This window comes from Streptomyces subrutilus, assembly GCF_008704535.1.
GTDB classification, from domain to species: domain Bacteria; phylum Actinomycetota; class Actinomycetes; order Streptomycetales; family Streptomycetaceae; genus Streptomyces; species Streptomyces subrutilus.
In genome coordinates, this window is sequence record NZ_CP023701.1 from 4,574,140 (window position 1) to 4,600,227 (window position 26,088).

The 26,088-nt window shown below is 72.6% G+C and carries 20 protein-coding genes; 12 read left to right on the forward strand and 8 right to left on the reverse strand.

What is annotated here, in order from left to right:
- Window positions 1-33 precede the first annotated feature (33 nt).
- Together CP968_RS20120 and CP968_RS34155 are read left to right on the forward strand one after the other, a co-directional pair.
- Window positions 34-1,095, forward strand: coding sequence for a neocarzinostatin apoprotein domain-containing protein (locus CP968_RS20120; RefSeq protein WP_150522020.1), 1,062 nt, complete (start codon window positions 34-36; stop codon window positions 1,093-1,095).
- Entirely contained in the window at window positions 1,092-2,414 is a 1,323-nt protein-coding gene (locus CP968_RS34155; RefSeq protein ID WP_167536827.1) for a hypothetical protein, read from the forward strand. Before CP968_RS20120 ends, CP968_RS34155 begins: the two co-directional genes overlap by 4 nt.
- 76 nt (window positions 2,415-2,490) lie before the next feature.
- On the opposite strand, the gene CP968_RS20135 is transcribed toward CP968_RS34155, so the two are convergent.
- Window positions 2,491-4,011: a peptide MFS transporter gene (locus CP968_RS20135; protein WP_150519328.1), complete on the reverse strand. Its 1,521-nt coding sequence runs from the start codon at window positions 4,009-4,011 to the stop codon at window positions 2,491-2,493.
- 470 nt (window positions 4,012-4,481) lie between these two features.
- On the opposite strand from CP968_RS20135, the gene CP968_RS20140 reads away from it, so the two are divergent.
- Window positions 4,482-5,159 (forward strand): response regulator transcription factor, encoded by a 678-nt coding sequence (locus CP968_RS20140; protein ID WP_053681251.1) that lies wholly within the window; start codon window positions 4,482-4,484, stop codon window positions 5,157-5,159.
- 101 nt (window positions 5,160-5,260) lie between these two features.
- Complete coding sequence (locus CP968_RS20145) at window positions 5,261-6,526, forward strand: ATP-binding protein (protein ID WP_150519329.1); 1,266 nt, start codon at window positions 5,261-5,263, stop codon at window positions 6,524-6,526.
- Window positions 6,527-6,711: 185 nt separating this feature from the next.
- Here CP968_RS20145 and CP968_RS20150 read toward each other — a convergent pair whose 3' ends face one another.
- On the reverse strand, window positions 6,712-7,257 hold the full coding sequence (locus tag CP968_RS20150) for a GtrA family protein (protein ID WP_150519330.1): 546 nt from the start codon (window positions 7,255-7,257) through the stop codon (window positions 6,712-6,714).
- A gap of 197 nt (window positions 7,258-7,454) precedes the next feature.
- On the opposite strand from CP968_RS20150, the gene CP968_RS20155 reads away from it, so the two are divergent.
- The 4 genes from CP968_RS20155 to CP968_RS20170 all read left to right on the forward strand — a co-directional run bounded on the left by CP968_RS20155 (window position 7,455) and on the right by CP968_RS20170 (window position 11,572).
- Window positions 7,455-8,594, forward strand: a complete 1,140-nt coding sequence (locus CP968_RS20155) for a 5-(carboxyamino)imidazole ribonucleotide synthase (protein WP_150519331.1) — start codon at window positions 7,455-7,457, stop codon at window positions 8,592-8,594.
- Window positions 8,591-9,124, forward strand: a complete 534-nt coding sequence (purE, locus tag CP968_RS20160; RefSeq protein ID WP_150519332.1) for a 5-(carboxyamino)imidazole ribonucleotide mutase — start codon at window positions 8,591-8,593, stop codon at window positions 9,122-9,124. Before CP968_RS20155 ends, purE begins: the two co-directional genes overlap by 4 nt.
- On the forward strand, window positions 9,121-10,299 hold the full coding sequence (locus tag CP968_RS20165) for a dipeptidase (RefSeq protein ID WP_150519333.1): 1,179 nt from the start codon (window positions 9,121-9,123) through the stop codon (window positions 10,297-10,299). The genes purE and CP968_RS20165 overlap by 4 nt, the downstream gene beginning before the upstream one ends.
- Before the next feature lie 208 nt (window positions 10,300-10,507).
- Window positions 10,508-11,572, forward strand: coding sequence for a membrane dipeptidase (locus CP968_RS20170; RefSeq protein WP_150519334.1), 1,065 nt, complete (start codon window positions 10,508-10,510; stop codon window positions 11,570-11,572).
- A gap of 55 nt (window positions 11,573-11,627) precedes the next feature.
- Here CP968_RS20170 and CP968_RS20175 read toward each other — a convergent pair whose 3' ends face one another.
- A complete protein-coding gene (locus tag CP968_RS20175; protein WP_150519335.1) occupies window positions 11,628-12,971 on the reverse strand; it encodes a UDP-glucose dehydrogenase family protein in 1,344 nt (447 codons plus the stop codon).
- Window positions 12,972-13,165: 194 nt separating this feature from the next.
- Between CP968_RS20175 and CP968_RS20180 the strand changes: the two genes are divergently transcribed.
- Together CP968_RS20180 and manB are read left to right on the forward strand one after the other, a co-directional pair.
- Complete coding sequence (locus tag CP968_RS20180) at window positions 13,166-14,338, forward strand: acyl-CoA dehydrogenase family protein (RefSeq protein ID WP_150519336.1); 1,173 nt, start codon at window positions 13,166-13,168, stop codon at window positions 14,336-14,338.
- Between the two features lie 231 nt (window positions 14,339-14,569).
- Window positions 14,570-15,652 (forward strand): mannose-1-phosphate guanylyltransferase, encoded by a 1,083-nt coding sequence (manB, locus tag CP968_RS20185; protein ID WP_150519337.1) that lies wholly within the window; start codon window positions 14,570-14,572, stop codon window positions 15,650-15,652.
- 282 nt (window positions 15,653-15,934) lie between these two features.
- Here manB and CP968_RS20190 read toward each other — a convergent pair whose 3' ends face one another.
- On the reverse strand, window positions 15,935-17,281 hold the full coding sequence (locus CP968_RS20190; protein WP_150519338.1) for an LCP family protein: 1,347 nt from the start codon (window positions 17,279-17,281) through the stop codon (window positions 15,935-15,937).
- 106 nt (window positions 17,282-17,387) lie between these two features.
- Between CP968_RS20190 and CP968_RS20195 the strand changes: the two genes are divergently transcribed.
- Complete coding sequence (locus tag CP968_RS20195; RefSeq protein ID WP_150519339.1) at window positions 17,388-17,924, forward strand: acyl-CoA thioesterase; 537 nt, start codon at window positions 17,388-17,390, stop codon at window positions 17,922-17,924.
- Window positions 17,925-18,059: 135 nt separating this feature from the next.
- Here CP968_RS20195 and CP968_RS20200 read toward each other — a convergent pair whose 3' ends face one another.
- Entirely contained in the window at window positions 18,060-19,625 is a 1,566-nt protein-coding gene (locus tag CP968_RS20200; RefSeq protein ID WP_444545992.1) for an LCP family protein, read from the reverse strand.
- Window positions 19,626-19,788: 163 nt separating this feature from the next.
- On the opposite strand from CP968_RS20200, the gene CP968_RS20205 reads away from it, so the two are divergent.
- The gene (locus CP968_RS20205) at window positions 19,789-20,814 is read left to right on the forward strand and encodes a glycosyltransferase family 2 protein (protein ID WP_150519341.1); all 1,026 of its coding nucleotides are present in this window, start codon (window positions 19,789-19,791) and stop codon (window positions 20,812-20,814) included.
- Window positions 20,815-21,006: 192 nt separating this feature from the next.
- Here the strand turns inward: CP968_RS20205 and CP968_RS20210 are convergent, their stop codons facing one another.
- From CP968_RS20210 to CP968_RS20220, 3 genes are all read right to left on the reverse strand, one after another.
- Window positions 21,007-22,698, reverse strand: coding sequence for an LCP family protein (locus CP968_RS20210; RefSeq protein WP_150522021.1), 1,692 nt, complete (start codon window positions 22,696-22,698; stop codon window positions 21,007-21,009).
- Window positions 22,699-22,789: 91 nt separating this feature from the next.
- A complete protein-coding gene (locus CP968_RS20215; RefSeq protein WP_150519342.1) occupies window positions 22,790-24,520 on the reverse strand; it encodes an LCP family protein in 1,731 nt (576 codons plus the stop codon).
- A 220-nt stretch (window positions 24,521-24,740) separates the two neighbouring features.
- Complete coding sequence (locus CP968_RS20220) at window positions 24,741-25,961, reverse strand: LCP family protein (protein ID WP_229885886.1); 1,221 nt, start codon at window positions 25,959-25,961, stop codon at window positions 24,741-24,743.
- Window positions 25,962-26,088: the final 127 nt, after the last annotated feature.

Consider the following 26,088-nt stretch of genomic DNA (forward strand, 5'->3'; position numbering starts at 1 on the left):
GGGGCGCGGCTCGCGGCCCTGCTCGCCGCCGGCCTGGCGGTGTGCGCCCTCGTCCTGTCCCCGGCCGCGCCGGCCGGGGCGGAGGAGGGCCGGCCGGCCGTGGCGCTCTCGCTCCAGGAGGCCGCGAAGGGCACCGAGATCACGGTCACCGGCACCGGCTGGCGGGCCGGGACGATGGTGATGCTGCTCGTCTGCGGCCAGAACATGATCGGCGGCACCAACAGCTGCGCCAACGCCGACGGCGCCGCGGTCGCGGTGGCCGGCGACGGCCGCTTCACCGCCCGGCTGCCGGTGGTCGCGCCGCCCAAGCCCTGCCCCTGCGTCGTCAACGTCGCCTCCGTCAACGGGGACCGGTCCACCGTCGCCGCCCCCCTGAAGATCACCGACCATCCGGTGGCCGACCTGCCCGCCGAGTCCGGCACGGCCCGCCTCGCGATGCTCACCGGGGTCCGGCTGGACGGCGGGGACGGGGTGCTGACCTGGTTCGGCGCCCCGCCCGCCCGCACGTTCAAGGTGACCGTGGGCAACCTCGGCACCGCCCCCGTCAAGGATCCGGTCTTCCAACTCGGCACCGCGCACGGGGTGTTCGCGCCCCTGTGGGAGGAGGCCCGGTGGAAGGGCACCATCCCGCCCGGCGGCAAGGCCGAGATCGCCCTCGACGTGGCCCTCGGCGCGGGCGCGTACGGGGACTACACGGTCTCCCTCAAGTACGGCGAGACGGTGCTGGCCACCCAGCCCTGGGGCGTGGACCGCCCGTACGGCGTCCTGCTCTTCTGGGCGCTGCTCCTGCTGGTCGTCCCGGCCGCCGTCTTCCGCGTCGGGATGGCCGTCGTCGACCGGGTCCGCCCGCGCGACGCGGCCGGCGGCGGCCGCCACCGCGGGGCGCGCCTGGCGGAGGCGGCCTCGGCCGTGACGGCCCGGCTGCCGCGGGTGCCCCTACGCGGCCCCGTGCCGGCCCGCGCCGAGCGGGCGCCCGAGCCCCCACAGACCACCACGGCGGTCCTGCCGTGGTTCACCCCGGACAGCGCGCCGGAGACAGCACCGCAGACGTCCGCACCGTCTGAGAACCGTTCGACGACGAAGGGACATTCGTGAAGACCCAACGGAGGGTGAGCGCGGCCGTGGTCGCGCTGCTGCTCGGCGGCGCGGGCATCGCCCTGGCGGCTTCTCCCGCCCAGGCGGCCGAGACGACGTTCAAGGTCAAGTGCGTACCGCCGGCCGGCGGCGGCGGTCCCGTGGAGGGCGACACCACCGCGAAGATCACCGCCCCGGCCACCGCCAAGGTCGGCGACGAGGTCGACGTGGTCTGGGAGACCGTCAAGCCGGCCTCGAACAACACCGACCTGATGGTGATCCCCCAGGACTCCGTCCTGCCCACCGGGGTGATCACGGTCGGTGGCGGGGGCGGCGAGCTGAAGGTCGCGGGGGAGAAGAAGAACCCGGAGATCCCGAAGAAGGCGCCCATGGTCATGTCGGCCATGAAGGGCAAGCTCAAGCTCACCAAGGCCGGCAAGATCACCCTGACTCCCGGTGCGTACGACGTCGCCGTGACGTTCCCGATCGGCACCTTCACCACGAAGTGCGCCCCGGTGGGCGACGTGGGCGCCGGGGCGACCATCGACGTGGCGGCCGGCTCCACGGGCGGCACGACGACGGGCGGCACGACCACCGGAGGCACGACCACCGGAGGCACCACCACGGGCGGCACCACCACGGGCGGCGCGACCACGGGCGGCGCGACCACCGGCGGGAGCGGCGGCCAGACCGACTTCCCGGGCAAGGCCGTCGACGTGAAGTTCGACTGCGGCGCGACCGTCCCCGGCGGCATCACCACCCCCGTCACCGTCAACGCCAGGAAGAACGGCGGACGCTACGACCTGACGGTCAAGACGGCCAAGGACGCCATGAAGGCCCCGCTGCCCCTGCCCAAGGGCGCACTCAAGCCCTCGATGCAGATCAGGCTGGGCGGCGCCGACACCGGCGTCGTCAAGGTCAACGGCCCGGCCAACGCCGAACCCATCGGCCAGGGCGCGGGCGTCAGCCTGAGCGACATGACGGGCACCTACACGCCCGGCAAGACGGGCAAGACCACCCTGAGCCCGTCCGACATGGCCATCGAGGTCACCATGGCACCCGGCTCCACCCCGCTGACGGTGCCCTGCAAGGCGGCCAGCAGCGCCGTCTCGCTGGAACTGGACACCACCGCCCAGGAGGGCGGCTCCGGCTCCCCGGCCACCACGGGCGGCTCCGGCGGGTCGGGCGGCTCCGCCGCGGCCTCGGGCGGCCTCGCCGAGACCGGCGCGCAGGACGGCGGCGGCGTCAAGGCCCTCGCCCTGGTCGCGGGCACGGTCATCCTGCTCGGCGGCGCGGTCTTCACCTTCACCCCGTGGCGCCGCCTGCGCGGCATCCGGTAGCCCCGCCGTACGACAGGGCGGCCCGGCACACCTTCCGGTGTGCCGGGCCGCCCTGTCGTACGGGGTGCGGGGTGCGTCAGTGCACCGAGCCCATCAGGGACTGGACCTTCTTGCGGTACGAGTAGACCGCGACGCCCGCGAGGACGGCGGCGGTCGCCTCGAAGGCGATCACCCACAGGCCGTTCAGGTCCACGCCGCCGAGCGACAGGAGGCTGGTGGTGCAGTCGCCGGCGGTGACGGCGAGGAACCAGACGCCCATCATCTGCGAGGCGTACTTCTGCGGGGCCATCTTCGTGGTCACCGAGAGGCCGACCGGGGACAGGCACAGCTCGCCTATGGTCTGGATCATGTAGATCGAGACCAGCCACATCGGGGAGACCTTGGTGCCGTCGCCCGCCATGTTCATCGGGACGATGAAGACGAAGAAGGACGCGCCGACCAGGACCAGGCCCATCGCGAACTTCACGATGGTGTTCGGCTCCTGGTTCTTGCGGGCCAGCCACAGCCACAGCCAGGCGAAGACCGGGGCCAGCGCCATCACGAACAGCGGGTTCAGCGACTGGTACCAGGTGGCCGAGAAGCCGAGGCCGAAGACGGTGTCGGCGGTCTTGGAGTCGGCGAACAGCGACAGCGTGGAGCCGCCCTGGTCGTAGATCATCCAGAACACGGCCGCGGCGATGAAGAACCAGATGTAGGCCGTCATCTTCGACTGCTCGGTCAGCGACAGGTCCTTGTCGCGCTTGATGCGCGCCAGGACGGCGACCGGGATGACCAGGCCGGCCAGGGTCAGCGGCACCAGGGCCCAGTTGAGCGTGTAGTGGCCGAGCGCGACCACGGCGCCGTAGAAGACGGCGATGCCCAGGACCGCGAAGGCGACCTTGGTGAGGACGGCCTTGCGCTCCTCGGCCGAGAGCGGGTTCGGGACCAGGCTGCTCTTCGGGCTCAGGTGCTTGGTGCCGAGCAGGAACTGCGCGAGACCCACGGCCATGCCGGCGGCGGCGAGGCCGAAGCCGACGTGCCAGTTGTACTCCTTGCCGACCGTTCCGACCACGAACGGGGCGATGAAGGCGCCGAGGTTGATGCCCACGTAGAAGAGGGTGAAGCCGCCGTCGCGGCGCGGGTCCTCGGGACCGTCGTACAGGTGGCCGACCATCGTGGAGATGTTGGCCTTGAGCAGGCCGGAACCGGCCGCCACGAGGATCAGACCGACGAAGAACATCGCCTGGCCGGGCAGGGCCAGCGACAGGTGGCCGCCGATGATCACGAAGCCGGCGATGGCGACCGTCTTGCGGGCACCCCAGACACGGTCACCGAACCAGCCGCCGGGCATGGCCATCAGGTAGACCATCGAGACGTACACGGAGTAGATGGCCGTCGTCGTGGCCGCGGTCATGGCCAGACCGCCGCCCTGGCTGCCCGTGGCGGCGTCGGCACCACCCGAGACCAGGTAGTACACGAGGAGGGCGCGCATGCCGTAGTAGGAGAAGCGCTCCCACATCTCGGTCATGAACAGCGTGGCCAGGCCACGGGGGTGGCCGAAGAAGGTCTTCTCTTCGGCCGGTGGCCTGGAGGAGTCCGTCGTCAGGCTGGAAGCCATGGTCGATCCTTGCTTGCTCGGGACGCCGGGCTTCGTGAGCCCTGGTAGCGCCCGGTGAGGGGTGGCCGGCACCGGCGACCCCGTGTCCCGCCCCACGCCTCGGGGGCCGCCCCTTCAGGTGAGGGGCGGAAGGACATCCGGCACCGGGATCCACGCCCTTCGCGCACCGTCGCGAGAAGAGCCCGGCCCACAGGTCATTCACTGTCATCTGGGTCGGGCAAACCGACCAGAGCAGAAATTGAGGTCTTCGGCCCGTTTTTCGGCACAAAGATCCCCTGAGTAGTGCATCAGGCGTCTCGCCACCATACGACACGACACTGCGGCATATGGAAGGACTTGAGATATGGATCACAGGATTCCGGGGAACCGTTCCGCCCCATTCGAAGGCCCATGACGGTTCGTATACCCAGATCCAGAGGGCTATGCCCAGGGGCCTTTCAGGGCCGCCGCCGCGGACTACCATCACCCACATGACGCGTGTACTGCTCGCCGAGGACGACGCTTCCATCTCGGAACCCCTGGCTCGCGCCCTGCGCCGAGAGGGCTACGAGGTCGAGGTCCGGGAGGACGGCCCCACCGCCCTGGACGCGGGACTGCAGGGCGGCGTCGACCTCGTCGTCCTCGACCTCGGCCTGCCCGGGATGGACGGCCTCGAAGTGGCCCGCCGGCTGCGCGCCGAGGGCCACGGCTTCCCGATCCTCGTCCTGACCGCCCGCGCGGACGAGGTCGACACGGTCGTGGGCCTGGACGCGGGCGCCGACGACTACGTGACCAAGCCCTTCCGGCTCGCCGAGCTCCTGGCCCGGGTCCGGGCCCTGCTCCGGCGCGGCGCCACCGAGGCCAGCCAGCCCCCCGCCACCCACGGCGTACGGATCGACGTCGAGTCGCACCGGGCCTGGATGGGGGAGGAGGAGCTCCAGCTCACCGCCAAGGAGTTCGACCTGCTGCGCGTCCTGGTGCGCGACGCGGGCCGGGTCGTCACCCGCGACCAGCTCATGCGCGAGGTGTGGGACACCACCTGGTGGTCCTCCACCAAGACCCTCGACATGCACATCTCCTGGCTGCGCAAGAAGCTCGGCGACGACGCCGCCAACCCCCGCTACATCGCCACCGTCCGCGGCGTCGGCTTCCGCTTCGAGAAGAGCTGACCCGGGGCCGGCACCCCGGGCCGGCCCCGCGCCTGCCCCCGCTCCGTCCCACGGGGTCCGGGACGATGTCCCGTACCCCGCACTGGGGCATGCTCTAGGGCATGCGCCGCCGCCTGATCAACTCCACCCTCGCCGTGGTCCTCGTCGTGATCGCCGTCTTCGGGGTCTCCCTGGTGATCGTGGAGACCCGGACCATCACCAGCAGCGCCCAGGACCGGATCGAGTCGGAGGCCCTGCGGCTCGTCGGCGTCGTCGAGTCCGAGGTCCTGGAGAACAAGCCGATCGACTCCGCCGCCCTCGCCGAACTCCTCGACACCGGCACCTACGCCCGGATCGGCATCCCCGGCCAGGCGCCCATCGAAGTCGGCCCCCGCCTCACCGACAGCGTCATCCGGGGCACCGCCCGCGGCGAACAGGGCGAGGTCGTGGTCGTCGAGGAGGCCCGCTCCACCGTCACCCGGGAGGTCGTACGGACCCTGGCCGTGGTCGGCGCGGTGGCCCTGCTGGCCGTCGTGGCGGCCGTCCTGCTCGCCGTACGGCAGGCGAACCGGCTCGCCTCCCCCCTCACCGACCTCGCCGAGACCGCCGAGCGGCTCGGCTCCGGCGACCCGCGCCCCCGCCACAAGCGCTACGGCGTCCCCGAGCTGGACCGCGTCGCGGACGTCCTGGACTCCAGCGCCGAGCGGATCGGCCGGATGCTCACCGCCGAGCGGCGGCTGGCCGCGGACGCCTCGCACCAGCTGCGCACCCCTCTCACCGCGCTGTCGATGCGGCTGGAGGAGATCACGGTCACCGAGGACATGGAGACCGTGCGGGAGGAGGCGACGATCGCCCTCGCCCAGGTCGAGCGGCTCACCGACGTGGTGCAGCGGCTGCTGACGAACTCCCGGGACCCGCGGACCGGCTCCGCGGTCCCCTTCGACCTCGACGAGGTCGTCAAGCAGCAGGTCGAGGAGTGGCGGCCGGCCTACCGCAGCGCCGGCCGGGCCATCGTGCGCTCCGGCAAGCAGGGCGTACGGGCCGTGGGCACCCCCGGAGCCGTCTCGCAGGTGCTCGCGACCCTGGTGGAGAACGCGCTCATGCACGGCGGCGGCACCGTCGCCCTGCGCACCCGCCTCATCGGCAACCAGGCGGTGCTGGAGGTCACCGACGAGGGCCCCGGCGTCCCCCCGGACCTCGGCAACCGGATCTTCGAGCGGGCCATCAGCGGCCGCAACTCCACCGGGATCGGCCTCGCGGTCGCCCGCGACCTCGCCGAGGCCGACGGCGGACGGCTCGAACTGCTCCAGGCGCAGCCGCCGGTCTTCGCCCTCTTCCTCAGCCGCACCGCCCCGGAACGGACCGAACCGGAGGCCACGGTCCGCTAGGCCGTGGCGCCCGGACGCCGCTAGGCCGTCTCTTTCGGATCTTGCCGGGCCCGCGACGCCTGGCACCGTGCCTGGCCGCACTGCCGAGGCGACCACGTACGTCCAGTACGCGAGCGCCCCGGCAGCACGCCCAGGCACGGCACCAGACGCCGCGGGCTCGGCCGACAAGATCCGAAAGAGACGACCTAGTTGTTCGCGGGAGCCGGCTCGGGCAGCGGTTCGGGCCGGCGCCCCGGCCCGGGCCGCGGCCCCGTACCGGCCGGGGCGTCCGCGGCCGGTACGGGGGCGGACGCGGGCAGGGCCCGGAAGACCCAGGTCCGGTACGACCAGAACCGGAAGACGGTGGCCGTCCCGATGCCGAGGAACTTGAAGACGTTCGTCGCGACCGGGCCGTCCCAGCCGAACCCGTACGTCGCCGTGTACAGCACGCCGTTCTCGATGACCAGGCCCACCGCGCTGAAGGCGGCGAAGAGGGCCAGCTCGCGCGTCCGGCCGCTCTGCGCGCGGTCCCGGTAGGCGAAGTAGCGGAAGCCGAGGTAGTTCGTGGCGATGGCCACGACGGTGGCTATCACGCTCGCGCGGACCACCTGGAGGTCCGTCGTGTGCCGGATCAGGTTGAAGACGCCCAGATTGACCAGCACGCCCAGCCCGCCGACCGCGCCGAACTTGGCGGCCTCGCGCGCCAGACCCCGTACCCGTTCGAGGACGGAGGCGTTTCCCGGCGTGCTCATCAGATGGCCAGTCCTGTCGGTCGCCGCCCCGCGCGGGGCGTCCGGTGTACTCCGTCAACCCGCCCATGTTAAGTGTCGCCCGCACGCTCCGTCTGTGCCTTCGCGCCCCGTGCGACGCACGGCACACCGACCGGTCCGGGCCGCTCCCGCGCGCATGCGGGTCCCGGTGGCCGAATACCGCCCGATACCCTGGAGGAGTGACGTTCCCGGTAGTCGGCATGGTCGGCGGCGGACAGCTCGCCCGCATGACCCACGAGGCGGGCATCCCCCTCGGCATCAAATTCAAGATCCTCAGTGACACCCCACAGGACTCGGCGGCCCAGGTCGTGAGCGACGTCGTCATCGGCGACTATCGCGACCTGGAGACACTGCGCGCCTTCGCGCGCGGCTGCGACGTGATCACCTTCGATCACGAGCACGTCCCCACCGAACACCTCCGGGCCCTGGAAGCGGACGGCATCCCCGTCCGCCCGGGGCCCGACGCGTTGGTGCACGCCCAGGACAAGGGGGTGATGCGCGCCCGGCTCGACGAGATCGGCGCGCCCAGCCCCCGCCACCGGATCGTGCGCGATCCGGCGGACGCGGGCGCCTTCGCGGACGAGGTCGGCGGCTTCCCGATCATCCTCAAGACGGTGCGCGGCGGGTACGACGGCAAGGGCGTGTGGTTCGTCCGCACCCCCCAGGACGCGGAGGCCCCGTTCAAGGCGGGCGTCCCGGTCCTGGCGGAGGAGAAGGTGGCGTACGTCCGCGAACTCGCGGCCAACATCGTCCGCTCCCCGCACGGCCAGGCGGTGGCCTACCCCGTCGTGGAGTCCGTCCAGGTGGACGGGGTCTGCGACACGGTCATCGCCCCCGCCCCCGGCCTCTGCGAGGAGCTCGCGGGCGAGGCCCAGTCGCTGGCCCTGCGCATCGCGACGGAGCTCGGCGTCACCGGCCACCTGGCCGTGGAGCTGTTCGAGACCACCGACGGCCGCATCCTCGTCAACGAACTGGCGATGCGCCCGCACAACAGCGGCCACTGGACCCAGGACGGCGCCGTCACCTCCCAGTTCGCCAACCACGTACGGGCGGTCCTGGACCTCCCGCTGGGCGACCCGCGCCCCCGGGCCCGCTGGACGGTCATGGCGAACGTGCTGGGCGGCGACTACCCCGACATGTACGCGGCCTACCTGCACTGCATGGCCCACGACCCCCAGCTGAAGATCCACATGTACGGCAAGGACGTGAAGCCCGGCCGCAAGGTCGGCCACGTCAACACCTACGGCGACGACCTGGACGACGTGCGGGAGCGCGCCCGCCACGCCGCCGACTACCTCCGAGGGACGGTCACCGAATGAGCACCTCCGCAGCGCCGGTCGTCGGCATCGTCATGGGCTCGGACTCGGACTGGCCGGTCATGGAGGCCGCCGCCCAGGCCCTCGACGAGTTCGAGGTCCCGTACGAGGTCGACGTCGTCTCCGCGCACCGGATGCCGCGCGAGATGGTCGCGTACGGGGAGCAGGCCGCCGGACGCGGCCTCAAGGCGATCATCGCGGGCGCGGGCGGGGCCGCCCACCTGCCCGGCATGCTCGCCTCGGTCACCCCGCTGCCCGTCATCGGCGTGCCGGTGCCGCTGAAGTACCTCGACGGCATGGACTCCCTGCTGTCGATCGTCCAGATGCCCGCCGGCGTCCCCGTCGCCACCGTCTCGGTCGCCGGGGCGCGCAACGCCGGCCTGCTGGCCGTGCGGATGCTGGCCGCGCACGACCCGGAGCTGCTGGCCCGGATGCGCGACTTCCAGCAGGAGCTGAACGAGCAGGCCACCGAGAAGGGCAAGCGGCTGCGCACCAAGGTCGCCGGCGCCGACGCCTTCGGGTTCGGCAAGTGAGCGCCGCGCAGCGCCTGGACGAGGCGCGCGAGCTGCTGGCCGCGCACCCCGTGGTGGACGGCCACAACGACCTGCCCTGGGCGCTGCGCGAGCAGGTGCGCTACGACCTGGCCCGCCGGGACATCGCCGGCGACCAGTCCGCCCACCTGCACACCGACATCCCGCGGCTGCGCGCCGGCGGGGTCGGCGCGCAGTTCTGGTCGGTGTACGTGCGTTCCGACTACGCGGGGGACACGGCGGTCAGCGCCACCCTGGAGCAGATCGACGCCGTCGCCCAGCTCATCGACCGCTACCCCGGCGACCTGGTGCGGGCGCTGACGGCGGACGACATGGAGGCCGCCCGCGCCGACGGCCGGATCGCCTCGCTGATGGGCGCCGAGGGCGGCCACTCCATCGCCAACTCGCTCGCCACCCTGCGCGCCCTGTACCGGCTGGGCGTGCGGTACATGACGCTCACCCACAACGACACCATCGACTGGGCGGACTCGGCGACCGACGAACCCCGGCACGGCGGCCTGAGCGACTTCGGCCGCGAGGTCGTCCGCGAGATGAACCGCGTCGGCATGCTCGTGGACCTCTCGCACGTCGCCGCGACGACCATGCGGGACGCGCTGGCGGTCTCGGCCGCACCGGTGATCTTCTCGCACTCCTCCGCGCGGGCCGTCTGCGACCACCCGCGCAACGTCCCCGACGACGTGCTGGAGCTGCTGCCGGCCAACGGCGGCGTCGCCATGGCCACGTTCGTCCCCAAGTTCATCCTCCCGGCGGCGGTCGAGTGGACCCTCGCGGCGGACGAGAACCTGCGCGCCCACGGCTTCCACCACCTCGACACCACCCCCGAGGCGATGGCCCTGCACCGGGCCTTCGAAGCCGCCCGCCCGCGCCCGGTGGCCACGGCCGCCACGGTCGCGGACCACCTGGACCACATGCGCGCGGTGGCCGGCGTCGACCACATCGGCATCGGCGGGGACTACGACGGCACGGCCTTCACCCCCTCCGGGCTGGACGACGTGGCGGGCTACCCGAACCTGGTCGCGGAACTGCTCACCCGCGGCTGGTCCCGGGCCGACCTGGCCAAACTGACCTGGTCGAACGCGGTACGGGCGCTGCGCGACGCGGAGGCGGTCTCCCGCGACCTCACCGAGTCCAGGGGCCCGTCGAACGCGGTGCTCTAGGCCCGCCCCCCGGGAGGCCTCCGGGCCCCTCCTCCCGGGACGGTCCGGCCGCTTGCCCGGGGCGGGCTCCGGTCCGCCCCGGTAACCGGCCCTGACCTGGCGGTTACACCCGAACGCCACATCCGCCGGGCGTCCCACGCGTCTCACATGTCACGGTGGCTCCACCTCTCCACCTCTCCCTGCTGCCGCCGAGACCGGAGCCCACGCCATGGCCGACCTGCAGGACGATCCGCCCTACGCGGGCATCGGCGCGGAGGACCTCCCCGCCCCCGCGGTGGAGTCCGGAGCACTGGAGCGGGCCGTCGAGCTGCTCTCCGTCCACCCCGTCGCGGACGGGTCCAACGCGCTCGTCTGGACCCTGCGGCAGCGTCCGTACCACGACATCGAGACCCCCGAGGCGGGGGTCGACACCGACATCCCGCGGCTGCGCGCCGGGGGAGTGGGGGCGCAGTTCTGGTCCCTGCTCGTCCCGCCCGGCGGACCGCGCGACGGCGCCACCGACGACCAGGTGCTCTCCGACACCCTGGAGCAGATCGACGCGGCCCTCGCGCTGCTGCGCCGCTACCCCGACGGCCTCCTGCTGGCCCGCACCGCGGGCGACATGGCCGACGCCCGCAACCGCGGCCGGATCGCCTCCTTCCTCGGACCCGTACCCGGCCGCACGCTGAACGGCGGACTGGGCCCGCTGCGCGCCTTCCACGCGCTCGGCGTCCGCCTCCTCGCACCCGCGGGCGCGAGCTGGGCCCGCGACGGCCTCACCGACTTCGGCCACGAGGTGGTCCGGGAGGCCAACCGGCTGGCGGTCCTGCTCGACCTCGACGGCTGCTCGCCGGCGGCGGCCCGCCGCATCGCGGGCGCCTCCAAGGCCCCCGTCCTGGTCTCCAACACGGCGGCCGCCTCCCTCAACCCCCACCCGGGCAACGTCACCGACGAGGTGCTGCTCGCGCTCCGGGAGGCGAACGGGCTGGCCATGGTCACCTTCGACACCGCGCGCACCGGCGACTCGCTGCAGGCGGTGGCGGACCACGTGGAACACGTACGGTCCGTCGCGGGCCCGCACTGCGTCGGCCTCGGCGCCGCCTTCGGCACCGAGCGGGACACCGCCCGCCCACCCGGCCTGACCGACCCGTCGGGCTACCCGCTGCTCATCGCCGAACTCCTCGACCGGGGCTGGCCCGAAGCCGACCTGGCCCTCCTGACCTGGGGCAACGCCCAACGCGTGGTACGGGACGCCGAATTCACCGCCCGCGCCGCCCAGCACCGCGGGAGCTAGGGGGACGGCCCGGCCGGGCGGGCGCGCACCAGCGCCCGCGGGAGGCGCACGGGGGCTACGCGCGCGGGCGGCCCATCGCGCGGTAGGTCCAGCCCGCCGCGCGCCACACGCCCGGGTCGAGGGCGTTGCGGCCGTCCAGGATCAGCCGGTCGGTGACGACCGCGCCCAGCTCCGCCGGGTCGAGGTCGCGGAACTCGCGCCATTCGGTCAGGTGCAGGACCACCTCCGCGCCGCGCGCCGCCGCGAGCGCGGAGTCCGCGTACCCGAGGGTCGGGAAGACCCGGCGCGCGTTGTCCATGCCCTTGGGGTCGTAGACGGTGACCTGGCCGCCCTGGAGGTGTATCTGCCCGGCCACGTTCAGCGCGGGCGAGTCGCGGACGTCGTCCGAGTCGGGCTTGAAGGTGGCGCCCAGCACGGCGACCCGCTTGCCGAGGAAGGAGCCGCCGACCGCCTCGCGGGCCAGCTCCACCATGTGGCCGCGCCGGCGCATGTTGATGGAGTCGACCTCCCGCAGGAAGGTCAGCGCCTGGTCCGCGCCGAGCTCGCCGGCGCGCGCCATGAACGCCCGGATGTCCTTCGGCAGGCAGCCGCCGCCGAAGCCGATCCCGGCCCGCAGGAACTTCGCGCCGATCCGCTCGTCGTAGCCGATGGCCTCCGCCAGCTTGACCACGTCGCCGCCGGCGGCCTCGCAGACCTCCGCCATCGCGTTGATGAAGGAGATCTTGGTGGCGAGGAAGGAGTTCGCGGCCGTCTTGACCAGCTCGGCGGTCGGGAAGTCGGTGACCACCAGCGGGGTCCCCTCCGACATGGGCGTCTCGTACACCTCCCGCAGCACCTTCTCGGCCCGCTCGCCCCGGACGCCGATCACGATCCGGTCCGGGTGCAGGGTGTCCTGCACCGCGAAGCCCTCCCGCAGGAACTCCGGGTTCCAGGCCAGCTCGACGTCCGCGCCCGCCGGGGCCAGCTCCGCGAGCTTCGCCGCCAGCCGCTCGGCCGAGCCCACCGGCACGGTGGACTTGCCCACGACCAGCACCGGCCGGGTCAGGTGCGGGGCGAGCGAGGCCATCGCGGAGTCGACGTACGACATGTCGCAGGCGTACTCGCCGTGCTTCTGCGGGGTGTTCACGCACACGAAGTGGACGTCGCCGAACTCCCCGACCTCCGCCCAGGAGGTGGTGAACCGCAGCCGCCCCGTGGACCCGGGCAGCCCGGCCACGTGCGCCGAGAGCAGCTCCTCCAGCCCGGGCTCGTACATCGGCACCCGGCCGGCCGCCAGCATCTCGATCTTCTCGGGGACCACGTCCAGCCCCAGCACCTCGAAGCCCAGTTCGGCCATGGCCGCGGCGTGCGTCGCGCCGAGGTATCCGGTGCCGATCACAGTGATCCTGAGGGGGGCCATGCGTGCTCCAGGGGGTGCGGGCCGTTTGCGGCCACTGAGCATAGTCGGGCTGCTCCGGGGGGACGCTCTCCGGCGGGCACCGCTGTCACGCAGCTCACGTACGCGGCACGTACCGCTGTCGGGAGCCCGGACACTAAGCTTCGGGTTACTTAACGGTAGTTAGCATCACGCATCACCCTGGGGAGTGAGAGATCTTGGCGGGTTCTGCCGACTTCGACCTGTACCGCCCGGCCGAGGAGCACGACATGCTCCGCGAGTCGGTCCGCTCGCTCGCCGAGGCGAAGATCCTGCCGTTCGCCGCCGCGGTCGACGAGGAGTCCCGTTTCCCGCAGGAGGCCCTCGACGCCTTGGTCGCCAGCGACCTGCACGCCGTCCACGTGCCGGAGACCTACGGCGGCGCGGGCGCCGACGCCCTCGCCACGGTCATCGTGATCGAGGAGGTGGCCCGCGTCTGCGCCTCCTCCTCCCTGATCCCGGCCGTGAACAAGCTCGGCTCCCTGCCCGTCGTCCTCTCCGGCTCCGAGGAGCTCAAGGCCAAGTACCTCGGCCCCCTCGCCAAGGGCGACGCGATGTTCTCGTACGCGCTCTCCGAGCCGGACGCGGGCTCCGACGCCGCCGGCATGAAGACCCGCGCCGTGCGCGACGGGGACTTCTGGGTGCTCGACGGCGTCAAGCGCTGGATCACCAACGCGGGCGTCTCCGAGTACTACACGGTCATGGCCGTCACCGACCCGGAGAAGCGCTCGAAGGGCATCAGCGCCTTCGTCGTGGAGAAGGGCGACGAGGGCGTCTCCTTCGGTGCCCCGGAGAAGAAGCTCGGCATCAAGGGCTCCCCGACGCGCGAGGTCTACCTCGACAACGTCCGCATCCCCGCCGACCGCATGATCGGCGCCGAGGGCACCGGCTTCGCGACCGCGATGAAGACCCTGGACCACACCCGCATCACCATCGCGGCCCAGGCGCTCGGCATCGCCCAGGGCGCACTGGACTACGCCAAGGGCTACGTCCAGGAGCGCAAGCAGTTCGGCAAGCCGATCGGCGACTTCCAGGGCGTGCAGTTCATGCTGGCCGACATGGCCATGAAGATCGAGGCGGCCCGCCAGCTGACCTACGCGGCGGCGGCCCGCTCGGAGCGCGTCTCCGCCGGCGGCGCCCACGAGGACCTCACCTTCTTCGGCGCCGCGGCCAAGTGCTTCGCCTCCGACGTCGCCATGGAGGTCACCACGGACGCGGTCCAGCTCCTCGGCGGCTACGGCTACACCCGCGACTACCCGGTCGAGCGCATGATGCGCGACGCCAAGATCACCCAGATCTACGAAGGCACGAACCAGGTCCAGCGCATCGTCATGGCGAGGAACCTGCCGTAACAGGGTTTGCGCAGCTCAAGGCCCCTGGCGTCCGCGCGATGCCGGGGGCCTTCCGCGGGGGTTGGTTCCGCTCGCCGGCCCCGGGCCGTCTGCGCCGGGAAGGGGCTCCGGGGGTGGCCCGCGGTGCGTCCTCGGTGCCGGTTCGGGTCCTGGTCGGGCACGGCCCGGGGGTGGTCCCCGGATGGGCTAAATTTGGACCTTCGTACGCCGGAATCGGTTGGGGAGAACGCAATGACGGAAGCGATCCTGCTGGTCGGCGGACAAGGGACGCGGTTGCGTCCCGTGACGGTCAACACGCCCAAGCCGATGGTCCCCACGGCCGGCGTCCCGTTCCTCGCCCACCAGATAGCCAGGGCCGCCGCCGCCGGCGTCACGCACGTGGTGATGGCCACCTGCTACCTCGCCGAGGTCTTCGAGCCCTACTTCGGCGACGGCTCCGCCTTCGGCATCAGCCTGGAGTACGTGGTCGAGGACGAGCCCCTGGGCACCGGCGGAGCCATCCGCAACGCCGCGCGCCGCCTCACCGGCGGCCCGGACTCCGCGGTCCTCGTCTTCAACGGCGACATCCTCACCGGCCTCGACATCGCCGGACTCGTCGCCTCCCACGAGCGGGCCGACGCCGACGTCTCCCTGCACCTGGTGCAGGTCGAGGACCCGCGCGCCTTCGGCCTGGTCCCCACCGACCCCTCGGGGCGGGTGCTCGCCTTCACCGAGAAGCCGCAGACCCCCGAAGAGATCATCACCGACCAGATCAACGCCGGCTGCTACGTCTTCCGCCGCAGCGTGATCGACTCCATCCCCGAGGGCCGCCCCGTCTCCGTCGAGCGCGAGACCTTCCCCGGTCTGCTCGCCTCCGGAGCCAGGCTGCACGGCGTCACCGAGAACACCTACTGGATGGACCTCGGCCGGCCGGACGCCATCGTCCAGGCCTCCGCCGACCTCGTCCGCGGCGTGGTCCCCTCCCCGGCCGTCCCCGGCCGGTGCGGCGAGTACCTGGTGCTGCCCGGCGCCGAGGTCGCCGCCGGAGCCAAGCTGTCCGGCGGCACGGTCGTGGGCGCCGGAGCCCGCATCGGGGCCGGGGCGAGCGTCCAGGGCTCCATCGTGCTGGCCGACGCGGTGATCGGCCAGGACGCCCAGGTCAACGCCAGCCTGATCGGTGCCGGCGCCTCCGTCGGCCCGCGCACCGTCCTGGACCGCGCCGTCATCGGCGACGCGGCCGCGGTCGGCGCCGACAACGAACTGCGCGGCGGCGCCCGCGTCTGGTGCGGCGCCCGGCTGCCCGACGCCGCGATCCGCTTCTCCTCGGACTCCTGATCCGGCACCCGGACCGGCACCCGGATCGGCACCCGATCCGGCACCCGATCCGGCACCCGATCCGGCACCCGGACCGGCACCCGATCCGGCACCCGGACCGGCACCCGGACCGGCACCCGGTCCGACCCCTGTGAGCGCGATCCCGAGCGTGATCCCGTTCCCGATCCCGTTCCCGATCCCGATCCCGAGCGCAAGCCCGTTCGGACTCGTCCGGTCGGACCCCCGCGACGACGCCGCGGCCGGGTGGGCACCCCATCCGGCCGCGCACCGCACCCCGCCCCGTCACTGACCGCGGACGGTGACCTTCTCGTCGTTCTGGATCTGCTTCACCAGCTGCTGCACCTTCGCCTTGTCCCAGACCAGGTTCCCGCCGCGCTGCCCGGAGATCGGCATGTTCATCGAGACGCCGTCACCGCCGTTGACGCCCTTCATCGCGAAGAACATCTGGCCCATGTCCCACAGCCCCATGTCCTTGTCCACGATGAGCGTGTCCAGCCCCGCCCCCAGCATCGGGTACAGGGAGAACGGATTGAGCACCGTGGACGGCGTCGCCGCCTGGGAGGCCAGTGCCGACAGGAACTTCTGCTGGTTCTTCGTCCGCTGGAGGTCCGACTCGGCGAAGGCGTAGCGGGTCCGTACGAAGGCCAGCGACTGCTCGCCGTTGAGCGTCTGCTTCCCGGCCTGGAAGTCGGCGCCCGACTTCTCGTCCTTGAAGCCCTTGTCGATGTCGAGCTCGACCCCGCCCAGCGCGTCCACGATGTTCGCGAACCCGGCGAAGCCGATCTCGGCGTAGTGGTCGATCCGCAGACCCGTGTTGAACTCGACCGTCCGCACCAGCAGCTCGGGCCCGTCCTCCGCGTACGCCGCGTTCAGCTTGACCCGGCGGCCCTGCCCGGGGAACTTCTTGCCCGACTGCGATCCCACGAAGGACGGGATCTCCACGTCCGAGTCGCGCGGCAGCGAGATCATCGTGTTCCCGCTGGAACACTTCGCCAGGATCATCATGGAGTCGGTCCGCTTGCCCTCGGCCGAGCCGGTGTGCAGCTTCTTCTTCTCCTCGGCGGACATGCCCTCGCGGCTGTCGGAGCCCACGATCAGGTACGTCGTGCAGTCGCCCTCCTTCGGGCGCTCGATCACCTTGGAGAGGTCCACCTCCCGGCGCACCTTGGAGTCGGCCCAGAAGTAGGTGGCGACCGTGGTCACCAGCAGCGCCGAGACCAGCACGATCGAGCCGACCTTGATCCGTCTGCGCCAGTCCGGCGCCGGCCCGGGCGCCCGCCCCGGACGGCCCGGCCCGGCCGGCGGCCGCACCGGCCCGCCGGGACCCGCGGGCCCGCCCGGTCCGGCCGGCGCACCGTAGACCTGGCCGGTGTTGTAGCCGCTGTCGTAGCCGCCGTACGCGTCGTGGCCGCCCTGCGCCTGCCGCGGGGGCACGCCCGGTGCGGGGGGCGGGGTGCCGGGGCGCCGGGCGGGCGGCGGAACCGCCGGGCGCGGGGGCTGCTGCCGCTGGACGTGCCGCATCCGCTGCGCGCCCTCGGGCTGCGCCTGCGCGCTGCCGTGCCCGTACCCGTCGTCCCGGCGGCCGCGGTCGTCGCGGTCGCCGTTCCACCCTGCTGGCCAGTCATTCATGCGCCCTAGGATGCCTGCCCGGGCGTGTCGTCCGACAGCCCGGGGGAGCATCCGTACCGGTGCTGTTGCAGAGCTGATGCCTCCGGTACGCATCTAAGGTGTCCGTATGACAGAGATACCGGCCGAGCCGCCGGGCAAGCCGACCTCGGCCTCCCGCACCACCCTCAGCCACATCATGACCGCCAACGACACCAACCTCCTCGGCACCGTCCACGGCGGCGTGATCATGAAACTGGTGGACGACGCGGCCGGCGCCGTGGCCGGCCGCCACTCGGGCGGTCCGGCGGTCACCGCCTCCATGGACGAGATGGCGTTCCTGGCGCCCGTGCGCGTCGGCGACCTGGTCCACGTGAAGGCCCAGTGCAACTGGACCGGCCGGTCCTCCATGGAGATCGGCGTACGGGTCCTGGCCGAGCGGTGGAACGAGTCCACCCCCGCCACCCAGGTCGGCAGCGCCTACCTCGTCTTCGCCGCGGTCGACGCCGACGGCAAGCCCCGTACCGTCCCGCCCGTGCTCCCGGAGACCGAGCGGGACGAGCGGCGCTACCAGGAGGCGCAGATCCGCCGCACCCACCGCCTCGCCCGCCGCCAGGCGATCATGGCGCTGCGCGAGGAGCGGTCGGCCCAGGGCTTCGACGACTAGCCCACCGCACCGCACCGCACCGCACCGCGCCGCGCCGCGCCGGGCCGCGACCGCCGCCCGGCCCGGCGGTGGCGGCGGTCGCGGCCCCGCCGCCACCGCCGCCGTTCACCCGACCGGCCCCACCGGCCCGCCCGACTACGTGGCGCAGACCACCTGGTCGCCGGTGACCGCGCCCGCCGTGCCGCCCTGGTACGGGTCCTCGGGCCGGACCGGGACCACCTTGCGGTAGTCCGCGCCCGCGATCACCACCACGGTCCGGCCCTGGCCCGCGACCGCCCGCAGTTCGCTGCCGGGCAGGGCGGCGGAGACCGTACGAGCGGAGCGGTCCCAGCGCGGGTCGTACGTGATCACCGTGCGCTTGACCTCGCGGCTGGAGCCGGTGCCCGGCGTGCGCGTGGTGTCGAAGCCGGTCGCCCGCAGGGCCTCGTCCACCCGCCCGCCCAGTCCGTCGATCCGCGTCCCGTTCTCCACCTGCACCCGGATCTGCTGCGGGGGCACGTCCACCGGCACCGACGCGGGCCGGCCGCGGCCCGCCGAGGCCGTGGCCGTGGCCGAGGTCGCGGCCGGGGCCGGCGCCAGCGGCCGGTCGTTGCGCACCGCCTCGAACAGCTTGGCGGCCTTCGGTTCGTCCCACTTCACCGTGGAGCCGATGCCCTTGACCGGGTACGAGGGGTTGCCGATCGGCACCGACGCGAACTCCGACGAGGACGGGGTGAAACCGCGCATGGCCTGCCCGAGCGCCAGCATCTGCTCCGAACCGAAGCCGGTGTCGGCCCGTACCGAGCCGAGCAGGGTGGAGCTGAGCTGCTTGAACTTCACCGGGTTCAGCAGCACGCCGCCCCCGGTCGCCTGCTTGATCAGCGCGGCGACGAACCGCTGCTGGCGTTGCATCCGCCCGAGGTCGGAGGCACCGTCGACATGGCGCGAGCGCACGTACTGCAGGGCCTGTCCGCCGGTGAGGCGGTGGGTGCCGGGCAGCAGGTCGAGGCCGGTGTTGGGGTCGCGCATGGTCTTGGCGGTGCAGATCTCGACGCCGCCCACCGCGTCCACGGTCCGCATGAAGCTGGTGAAGTCGACCTCCAGGTAGTGGTCGATCTTCACGCGGGTCATGTTCTCGACGGTCCGCACGGTCAGCTGCGGTCCGCCCTCCGCGTACGCCGCGTTGAGCTTGACCGGGTGGGCGTTGTGGTCCTTGCCCGTGACCAGGTCCCGATGGGCCGGGACCTCGGCGAAGCTGTCCCGGGGCAGGCTGATCACGCTCGCCCGCTCCCGGTCCGCCGACAGGTGCACCAGCATGATCGTGTCGGTGCAGTGGCAGGGCGCGCCGCCGAGCCGGTACGCGCGCTTCTCCTCCGGGGTGATCTTGTCGCGGCCGTCGGTGCCGACGAGCAGGAAGTTCACCCCGTGCCCGGCCTGGGGGCGGTTCTTCATGTCCTTGAACGGGTCCACCCGCTCGATGCCGGTGTCCAGGCCCGTCATCACGGCGTGCCCGACGGCCCCGCAGCCCAGCACCACGACCGAGAGGCCGGCCGCGAGCCGCACCCCCCAGCGCGGCCGGTCCCCGCGGCCCCGGACCGGACCCCCGCCGCCTGCGCCGCCGCGTCTCCCGCCCCCACCTCTGCCGCCGGCTCCGCGCCGGGCGCGCTGCGGCTGTGGCTGCGGTGGCCTGGCGGGACGGGTGGGGCGGTGCGGCTGGGGCACGGGGGACACCTCCGCGGGAACAGCAGGGAACGCTCGGTACGCGTCTGATCCGTCGGAACAGTAGGCCCATACGATCAGCATCTGTCCGTACCGCTCGTTCGGCGCGCACCCGGTTCCCCCGTACGCGGTAACGTGACACCGATACCCGACCTTGAAGGACCACATGCCCGCCCAGCAGCCCGCAGTCTCGGTGATCATGCCGGTGCTCAACGAGGAGCACTACCTCCGCGACTCCGTCCGCCACATCCTGGAACAGGAGTACGCGGGCGAGATGGAGGTGGTGATCGCACTCGGGCCGTCCTCGGACCGCACCGACGAGATCGCCGCCGAGCTCGTCCGCGAGGACCCCCGCGTCCACACCGTCGCGAACCCCACCGGCCGCACCCCGGCCGCGCTCAACGCGGCCATCAAGGCCTCCCGCCACCCCATCGTGGTGCGCGTCGACGGCCACGGCATGCTCTCGCCGAACTACATCGCCACCGCCGTCCGGCTCCTGGACGAGACCGGTGCGCAGAACGTCGGCGGCATCATGCACGCCGAGGGCGAGAACGCGTGGGAGGAGGCGGTCGCCGCCGCCATGACCTCCCGGATCGGCGTCGGCAACGCGCCCTTCCACACCGGGGGCGGGGCCGGCCCCGCCGAGACCGTCTACCTGGGCGTGTTCCGCCGCGAGGCCCTGGAGCAGCAGGGCGGCTACAACGTGGAGTTCATCCGCGCCCAGGACTGGGAGCTGAACTTCCGCATCCGCGAAGCCGGCGGCCTGATCTGGTTCTCGCCCGAGCTGAAGGTCCAGTACCGCCCCCGGCGCTCGGTACGGGCCCTGGCCAAGCAGTACAAGGACTACGGCCGGTGGCGCCACGTGGTGGCCCGCTACCACGCGGGCTCCATCAACCTGCGCTACCTCGCGCCCCCGACGCTGGTGTGCGCCCTGACGGCCGCCGTGGTCGCGGGCGCGGCGCTGACCCCGTGGGCCTTCGCGGTCCCGGCCGGGTACCTCGCGGCGATCACCGCGGGTTCCGTGCCCGCGGGCAGGGGCCTCCCGCTGAAGGCCCGGGCGCAGATCCCGGTGGCACTGGCCACCATGCACGTCTGCTGGGGGTTCGGCTTCCTGACCAGCCCGCGCGCCCTCGCGAAGCGGGTGATCGCCTCCCGCCGCCCCGCGGTGCGCCGCGACACCTCGCAGGTCTGACACCTCGCGGGCCTGACACCTCGCGGGTCTGACACCTCGCGGGTCTGGCACCTCGAAGTTCTGGCGCCGCACCGGGACCACCGGCCACCGGCGCACCACACGCACCACACACACCACACGCACGAAGGGGCCCGGCCGCGGACGCGTTCCCACGCACCCGCCGCCGGGCCCCTTCGCGCGTACGCGCCGCCGCTACCAGGTGAAGCCCGGCTGGATCGCCATGCACGCCTTGTCGTTGTCGCCGTTGAGCGGGTGCGCGGAGTCCGGCGCCTTGGTCGGCGCGGGCGCCGGCGCGGGCGGCGCGTCACCGGTGCGCCAGTCCTTGCCCACGTACAGGACGATGCCGGGGACCTCGCCGGACTTCTCGACCGAGGAGGCGGGCAGCCCCAGCGCGGTGGCCAGGGCGGCCGCGTCGGCCGCCTGCCGGTCCGTCGCGAAGCGGACCACCGTGGTGTCCTCCGCGCCGGTCTGGGTGTCGGCGACGGCCTTGGTGAAGCCCTTGCCGGCCAGCAGCGTGGCGACCTCGGTGGCCCGGCCCTTGGCCTTCGCCTGGGCGCCGTCCTTGCCGCCGGTGGCGTTGCGGACGGAGACCGCGATCTTCGCGGGCGCGGCGGCCGTGGCGGCCGGCGGGGCGCTCTGCGCGGTGCCCGCCGTGCCCGGCGCGGAGGCCGACGGCGCCGGCGAGGAGCCTGCGGACGCCGGGGTGCCGGAGCCCTGGCCGTCGAGCGCGATGTCCTCGCGGACCATCCGGAACAGGTCCTCGGCCTCACCCGCCTTGGGCTCGACCCGCCCGTCCAGACCGGGCCGCGTGCTGTAGATCCACGGCATCGTGGTCATGGTGATCCGGCCCGGCGGGACCTTCTTCAGCTCCATGCTGAGGTCGAACAGCTTGTCGATCTTGTTCAGGCCGGGGTCCACCACCATGGCCTCGATGGCCGCCTGCGCCAGGCTGTTGAGCTTCACCGGGTTGGTGAGCTTGGCGTTCTTGCGGAACTCCCGGGCCATCGAGTTCATGTACTGGTGCTGGGCGTGGGTCCGCCCGATGTCGGTGCCGTCCTCGAAGCCGTAGCGGGTGCGCAGCCACTGCAGGGCCTGCTCGCCCTGGATGTTGGTGGTGCCCGCCGGCAGCTTCAGCCCGGAGCCCTTGCCGTCCCGGGTGCGGGAGTGGACGTTCTGCTCGACGCAGACCGGGACGCCGCCGATGGCGTCGGCCATCGAGACCACGCCCTTGAAGTCGATCATCATGAAGTGGTCGATGGGGATCTTGGTCAGTTCGGTCCAGGCGGCGACCGTGCAGCCCGGTCCGCCGCGGCTCAGCGACTCGTTGGTCTGCACGAGCCCTTTGCTGGCCTCGTGCACCGTGCCGTTCGCCTCGGTGCACTTGGGCATCATCAGCATCGTGTCGCGCGGCATCGACACCACGGACATGTTGCTGCGGTCGGCGGACAGGTGCAGCAGCATCTGCACGTCCGCGAGCGGCGGTCCGTCGAAGGTCTCCGTCGCGCCGCCGAGGGCCTGGTTCGCCGCGTCGTTGCGCGCGTCGGAGCCGATGATCAGGATGTTCAGCGGGGTCTGCCCGAAGGCGTTGGGCTTGGAGCCGCCCAGCTTGGTCTCGCCGAGGTTGAGCGCGTCCGTCTGGATGCTGCCGTTGAGGTGGCGGTAGTAGAGGTAACCGGCCGCGCCCGTCCCGAGTATGAGCAGGGACAGCACGGAGGCCACCCAGCGCAGCACGCGCCGCCGCCCCCGCCGGTTCGCCGGGCCGCCGCCCCGTCGGGAGCCGCCCCGCCGTGAGCCGCCCCGCGGAGGGGGCACCGTACCGGAGGCACCCCCGTCGCCGCCGGATATGCCACCGGCGGCTGATGCGGCCGAGCCCTCCCCCCGCACGCTGCTGTGCGTCACGCGTCCCCCCTCAAATTCCTGTGTGTCGTTGTGGTGCCGGTCCCGCCGGCGTGCCGGTCCTACCGGCCGGTCCCGGTCACTTGACGCAGACGGCCTTGTCGGCCTCGACCCGCTGCAGGTCCTTCGGGACCTCCTGCGGCGCCGGCGCCGCCGGCGGCGTGCCCGGCCCGGTGAAGTCCGGCCCCAGGGTCAGCTTCATGGGCGTCCTGGCGGCCGCGTCCGTCGTGCCCGCCTTCAGCGCGGTGGCCGGCAGCCCCAGCATGTCCGCGAGCGCCCGGGCCTGGTCGGCCTGGTTGGGCGCGAACTCCAGCTGGGTCGCGCCGACCTTCGCGGGCGCGTTGCCCAGGTTGCTCGACCTGGTCACGCCCTTGCTGTTCTGCAGCCAGTTCAGCGTGGTGGACGCGGCGCCCTTGGGGCCGCCGCCGTTGTAGACGTCCACCCGTACGTCCGCCGCGGGTGCGCGGGTGCCCTGGAGCAGGGCGTCCTGCTTGGCCTTCGCCTCGGCGTCGGCGGCCTGCTGGTCCGCCTTCTCCTTCTTCTCGACCTCCGTGAGCGAGACGTCCCCCCGGATCATCTGCAGCAGCGGATCGGCCCGCCCGCGGTCGAGCACGACGGTGGCCTTGACCTTCTCCGCCGGGTTGTCCTGGACCGGCAGGGTGGTGAAGGTGACGTTCTTCAGGTCGATGTCCTTCAACTCGGTCGCGAGGTCGGTCAGTTTGTCGATCGACCCCAGACCGCGGTCCACCGTGAGCGACTTGGTGGCCGCCTCCGCCAGCGAGAAGAACTTCTTCGGACTGCTCAGCGTCTCCTTCGACTTCATCTCGCGCATCATCGAGCTGAGGAAGGCCTGCTGGGTCTTGATCCGGTCCAGGTCGCTCTCGTTGCCGAAGGAGTGCCGGGTCCGCACGAAGGCCAGGGCCTCCTCGCCCGCCAGCCGGTGCTCGCCCGCGGACAGCTTCAGCTTGGAGTCCCTGTCGTCGACCGCCTTGTCGAGGCAGACGGGCACGCCGCCGACGGCGGTGCTGAGGTTCTTCACGGCGTTGAAGTCGACCATCATGAAGTTGTCGACCTCTATGCCGGTGAGGTCCTTGACCGTGCGCATCGTGCAGCCCGCGTCGCGGCCCTCCTGCCCGAGGCTGTTGTTGAACCGGGTGTTCTTCGTGCCCCGGACGTCCTTGGTCGTACCGTCCGGCTGCTTCGTCGGGCAGGAGGGGATGTCGGTGATGAGGTCGCGCGGGATGGACAGCGCGGTGGCGTTGCTGCGGTCCTTGGCGACGTGGAAGAGGATCGTGGTGTCGGCGTGGCCGACGCTCTCCGCGTCCCCGTAGCCCTCGTTGCCGGCGCCGCTGCGCTTGTCGGTGCCGATGACCAGAATGTTGATGGCCTGGTCCTTCTTGAACCCGCCGGTGCCCGCGCCCGTGGTGTCCGTGACGGTGAGGTTGCCGTTCAGGTGCTCGTAGTAGAGGTACGCCCCCACCGAGCCGGCGACCAGCAGGAACGCGAGCGACCCCCCGGTGATCATCAGCGCCTTCTTGCGCCGGCCCCCGCCCGCGCCCCCGCCCTTGCGGGAGCGCCCCGGCCGCCGCCCGGGCGGCCCGTCGCCGCGCCGCGGCTTGGGCACCGCGGGCGAGGGGGCGGTGGGGGCCGCCGGGGTGGATCTGCGGGGGGCCGAGACGGAGGCCCGCTGCTGTTTCTGCTGCGCGGTGGAGTCGCCCAGTCGCAGTTCGTAGTGGCCGGTGCGGGGGTTGATCACCCACTGGTCGGCGGGGTCGATTTCCTCGGCCCGCCCACGGCTTTGCGCATCCACGGTTGCTCGAATCCTCCGTCGGTGCCTCGCGACGCGCCTCCCCCAGGCGCACGGTCAACGATCCGGCTGGTGCGTGGCCTCTTGGTCGGCCGGAGCACCGGATCGCTCACCTTATCCGTCAGGTTCGGCTGCAAACCATGCTGGTGACAAATTCCACTTCCCTGATAACGGGGCGAACCGCCCAACGCGCGCGGTTCGGTCACCGGCTTTTGGGATTGCTTTACCGGCAATCGGCCGGTCCCGCGGTGGTCCCGGTGAAGGTGGGGACGGGCGCGGGGGTCGTTCCGGTTCCCGCGGAGTCCTCGGCGGCCCCGCCCCCGTCGGGGGAGGCGGAGCCGGACCCGGAGTCCGCCGCGGAGTCCGTCTCGGGCCTCGGCGGGGTCACCGTGACCGGCTCGTCCGTCCTGAGCTGCTCGAACAATCGCTCCGCGGCCGGCTCCACCAGCTCGTCCCGGTTCGGGTTGGCGGGGTACGGGCGGCGCGGAACCGTGAGGAACTTGACCTGGTCGGTGGGGATGTCCCGTACGCCCCGCACGAGTTCGTACAGCCCGCGCAGCGAGGCCAGCCCCGGGTCGGTCGTCACCGAGGAGGTCGCCGCGTCGAGCAGCGGGTAGAGCCGCGCCGGGTTCAGCAGCACCCCGTTGCTCTGCACCTTCTTGACGAGCGAGCCGAGGAACTGCTGCTGCCGCTCCATCCGTTCGGTGTCGCTGCCGTTGCCCAGGCTGTAGCGGGCGCGGACGAAGCCGAGCGCCTGTTCGCCGCCCAGCGTCTGCCGGCCGGCCGGCAGCTTGAGCTTGGCCTCCGTGTCGTCCACCGGCTGCTTGAGGCAGACCTCCACGCCGCCGACCGCGTCGACCATCCGCTTGAAGCCGCCGAAGTCCACGACCATGTGGTGGTCGACGCGGATGTCGGTCAGCTTCTCCACCGTACGGATCGTGCAGGCGGCCCCGCCCCACTCGTACGCCCAGTTGAACTGCGCGTACTGCGCCACGGTGCGCGTCCCGTCCGGCTTGAGGCAGGCGGGGATCCGCGCCATCAGGTCCCGGGGGATCGACACCGCCGTCGCGCTCTTCCGGTCGGCGGGCAGGTGCAGCAGGATCGCGGTGTCCGAGCGCTGGGTGCCCTTGTCCCGCCCGTACGGGGCGTTCTCGCGCCCGGAGCGCGAGTCCGAGCCGATCAGCAGGATGTTCTGGGCGCCGTCGGCCCCGTGCGCCGGGCGCTCGCGTTCGTAGCGCTCCAGCTCGGCGGCGGCCGAGGTGTCCTCGGTGATGTTCCCGTCGAGCTTGTGGTAGACCCACCAGCCGGCGCCGGAGCCCAGCAGGACCAGCAGGGCCGCACCGAGGCCGGCCCGGCGCACCATGCGGCGCCGACGGCTGCGCGGGGGCCTGGGGGCACCTCCGGCCGCGCCGGCGCCGCCCGGTATGCCTGCGCTGTCGGTCACTGGCGTCCGTCCCCTCGCCGCTCCGGTCACGACCGGCCGTACGGGTGGGTGCGGCGGCCACTGCCGATCCTGCCCCCGGGGACGGGGGGAGGCCCGGGGGCGGGGGCCTGTCTAGGGCCGTGTGGGT

What these genes read in the sequence shown, in the direction of transcription:
- manB (WP_150519337.1), top strand. Translation starts at nt 14,570, where the DNA reads ATGACGGAAGCGATCCTGCTGGTCGGCGGACAAGGGACGCGGTTGCGT.
- CP968_RS20140 (WP_053681251.1), top strand. Translation starts at nt 4,482, where the DNA reads ATGACGCGTGTACTGCTCGCCGAGGACGACGCTTCCATCTCGGAACCC.
- CP968_RS20195 (WP_150519339.1), top strand. Translation starts at nt 17,388, where the DNA reads ATGACAGAGATACCGGCCGAGCCGCCGGGCAAGCCGACCTCGGCCTCC.
- CP968_RS20205 (WP_150519341.1), top strand. Translation starts at nt 19,789, where the DNA reads ATGCCCGCCCAGCAGCCCGCAGTCTCGGTGATCATGCCGGTGCTCAAC.
- CP968_RS20150 (WP_150519330.1), bottom strand. Translation starts at nt 7,257, where the DNA reads ATGAGCACGCCGGGAAACGCCTCCGTCCTCGAACGGGTACGGGGTCTG.
- CP968_RS20175 (WP_150519335.1), bottom strand. Translation starts at nt 12,971, where the DNA reads ATGGCCCCCCTCAGGATCACTGTGATCGGCACCGGATACCTCGGCGCG.
- purE (WP_150519332.1), top strand. Translation starts at nt 8,591, where the DNA reads ATGAGCACCTCCGCAGCGCCGGTCGTCGGCATCGTCATGGGCTCGGAC.
- CP968_RS20170 (WP_150519334.1), top strand. Translation starts at nt 10,508, where the DNA reads ATGGCCGACCTGCAGGACGATCCGCCCTACGCGGGCATCGGCGCGGAG.
- CP968_RS20145 (WP_150519329.1), top strand. Translation starts at nt 5,261, where the DNA reads ATGCGCCGCCGCCTGATCAACTCCACCCTCGCCGTGGTCCTCGTCGTG.
- CP968_RS20135 (WP_150519328.1), bottom strand. Translation starts at nt 4,011, where the DNA reads ATGGCTTCCAGCCTGACGACGGACTCCTCCAGGCCACCGGCCGAAGAG.
- CP968_RS20190 (WP_150519338.1), bottom strand. Translation starts at nt 17,281, where the DNA reads ATGAATGACTGGCCAGCAGGGTGGAACGGCGACCGCGACGACCGCGGC.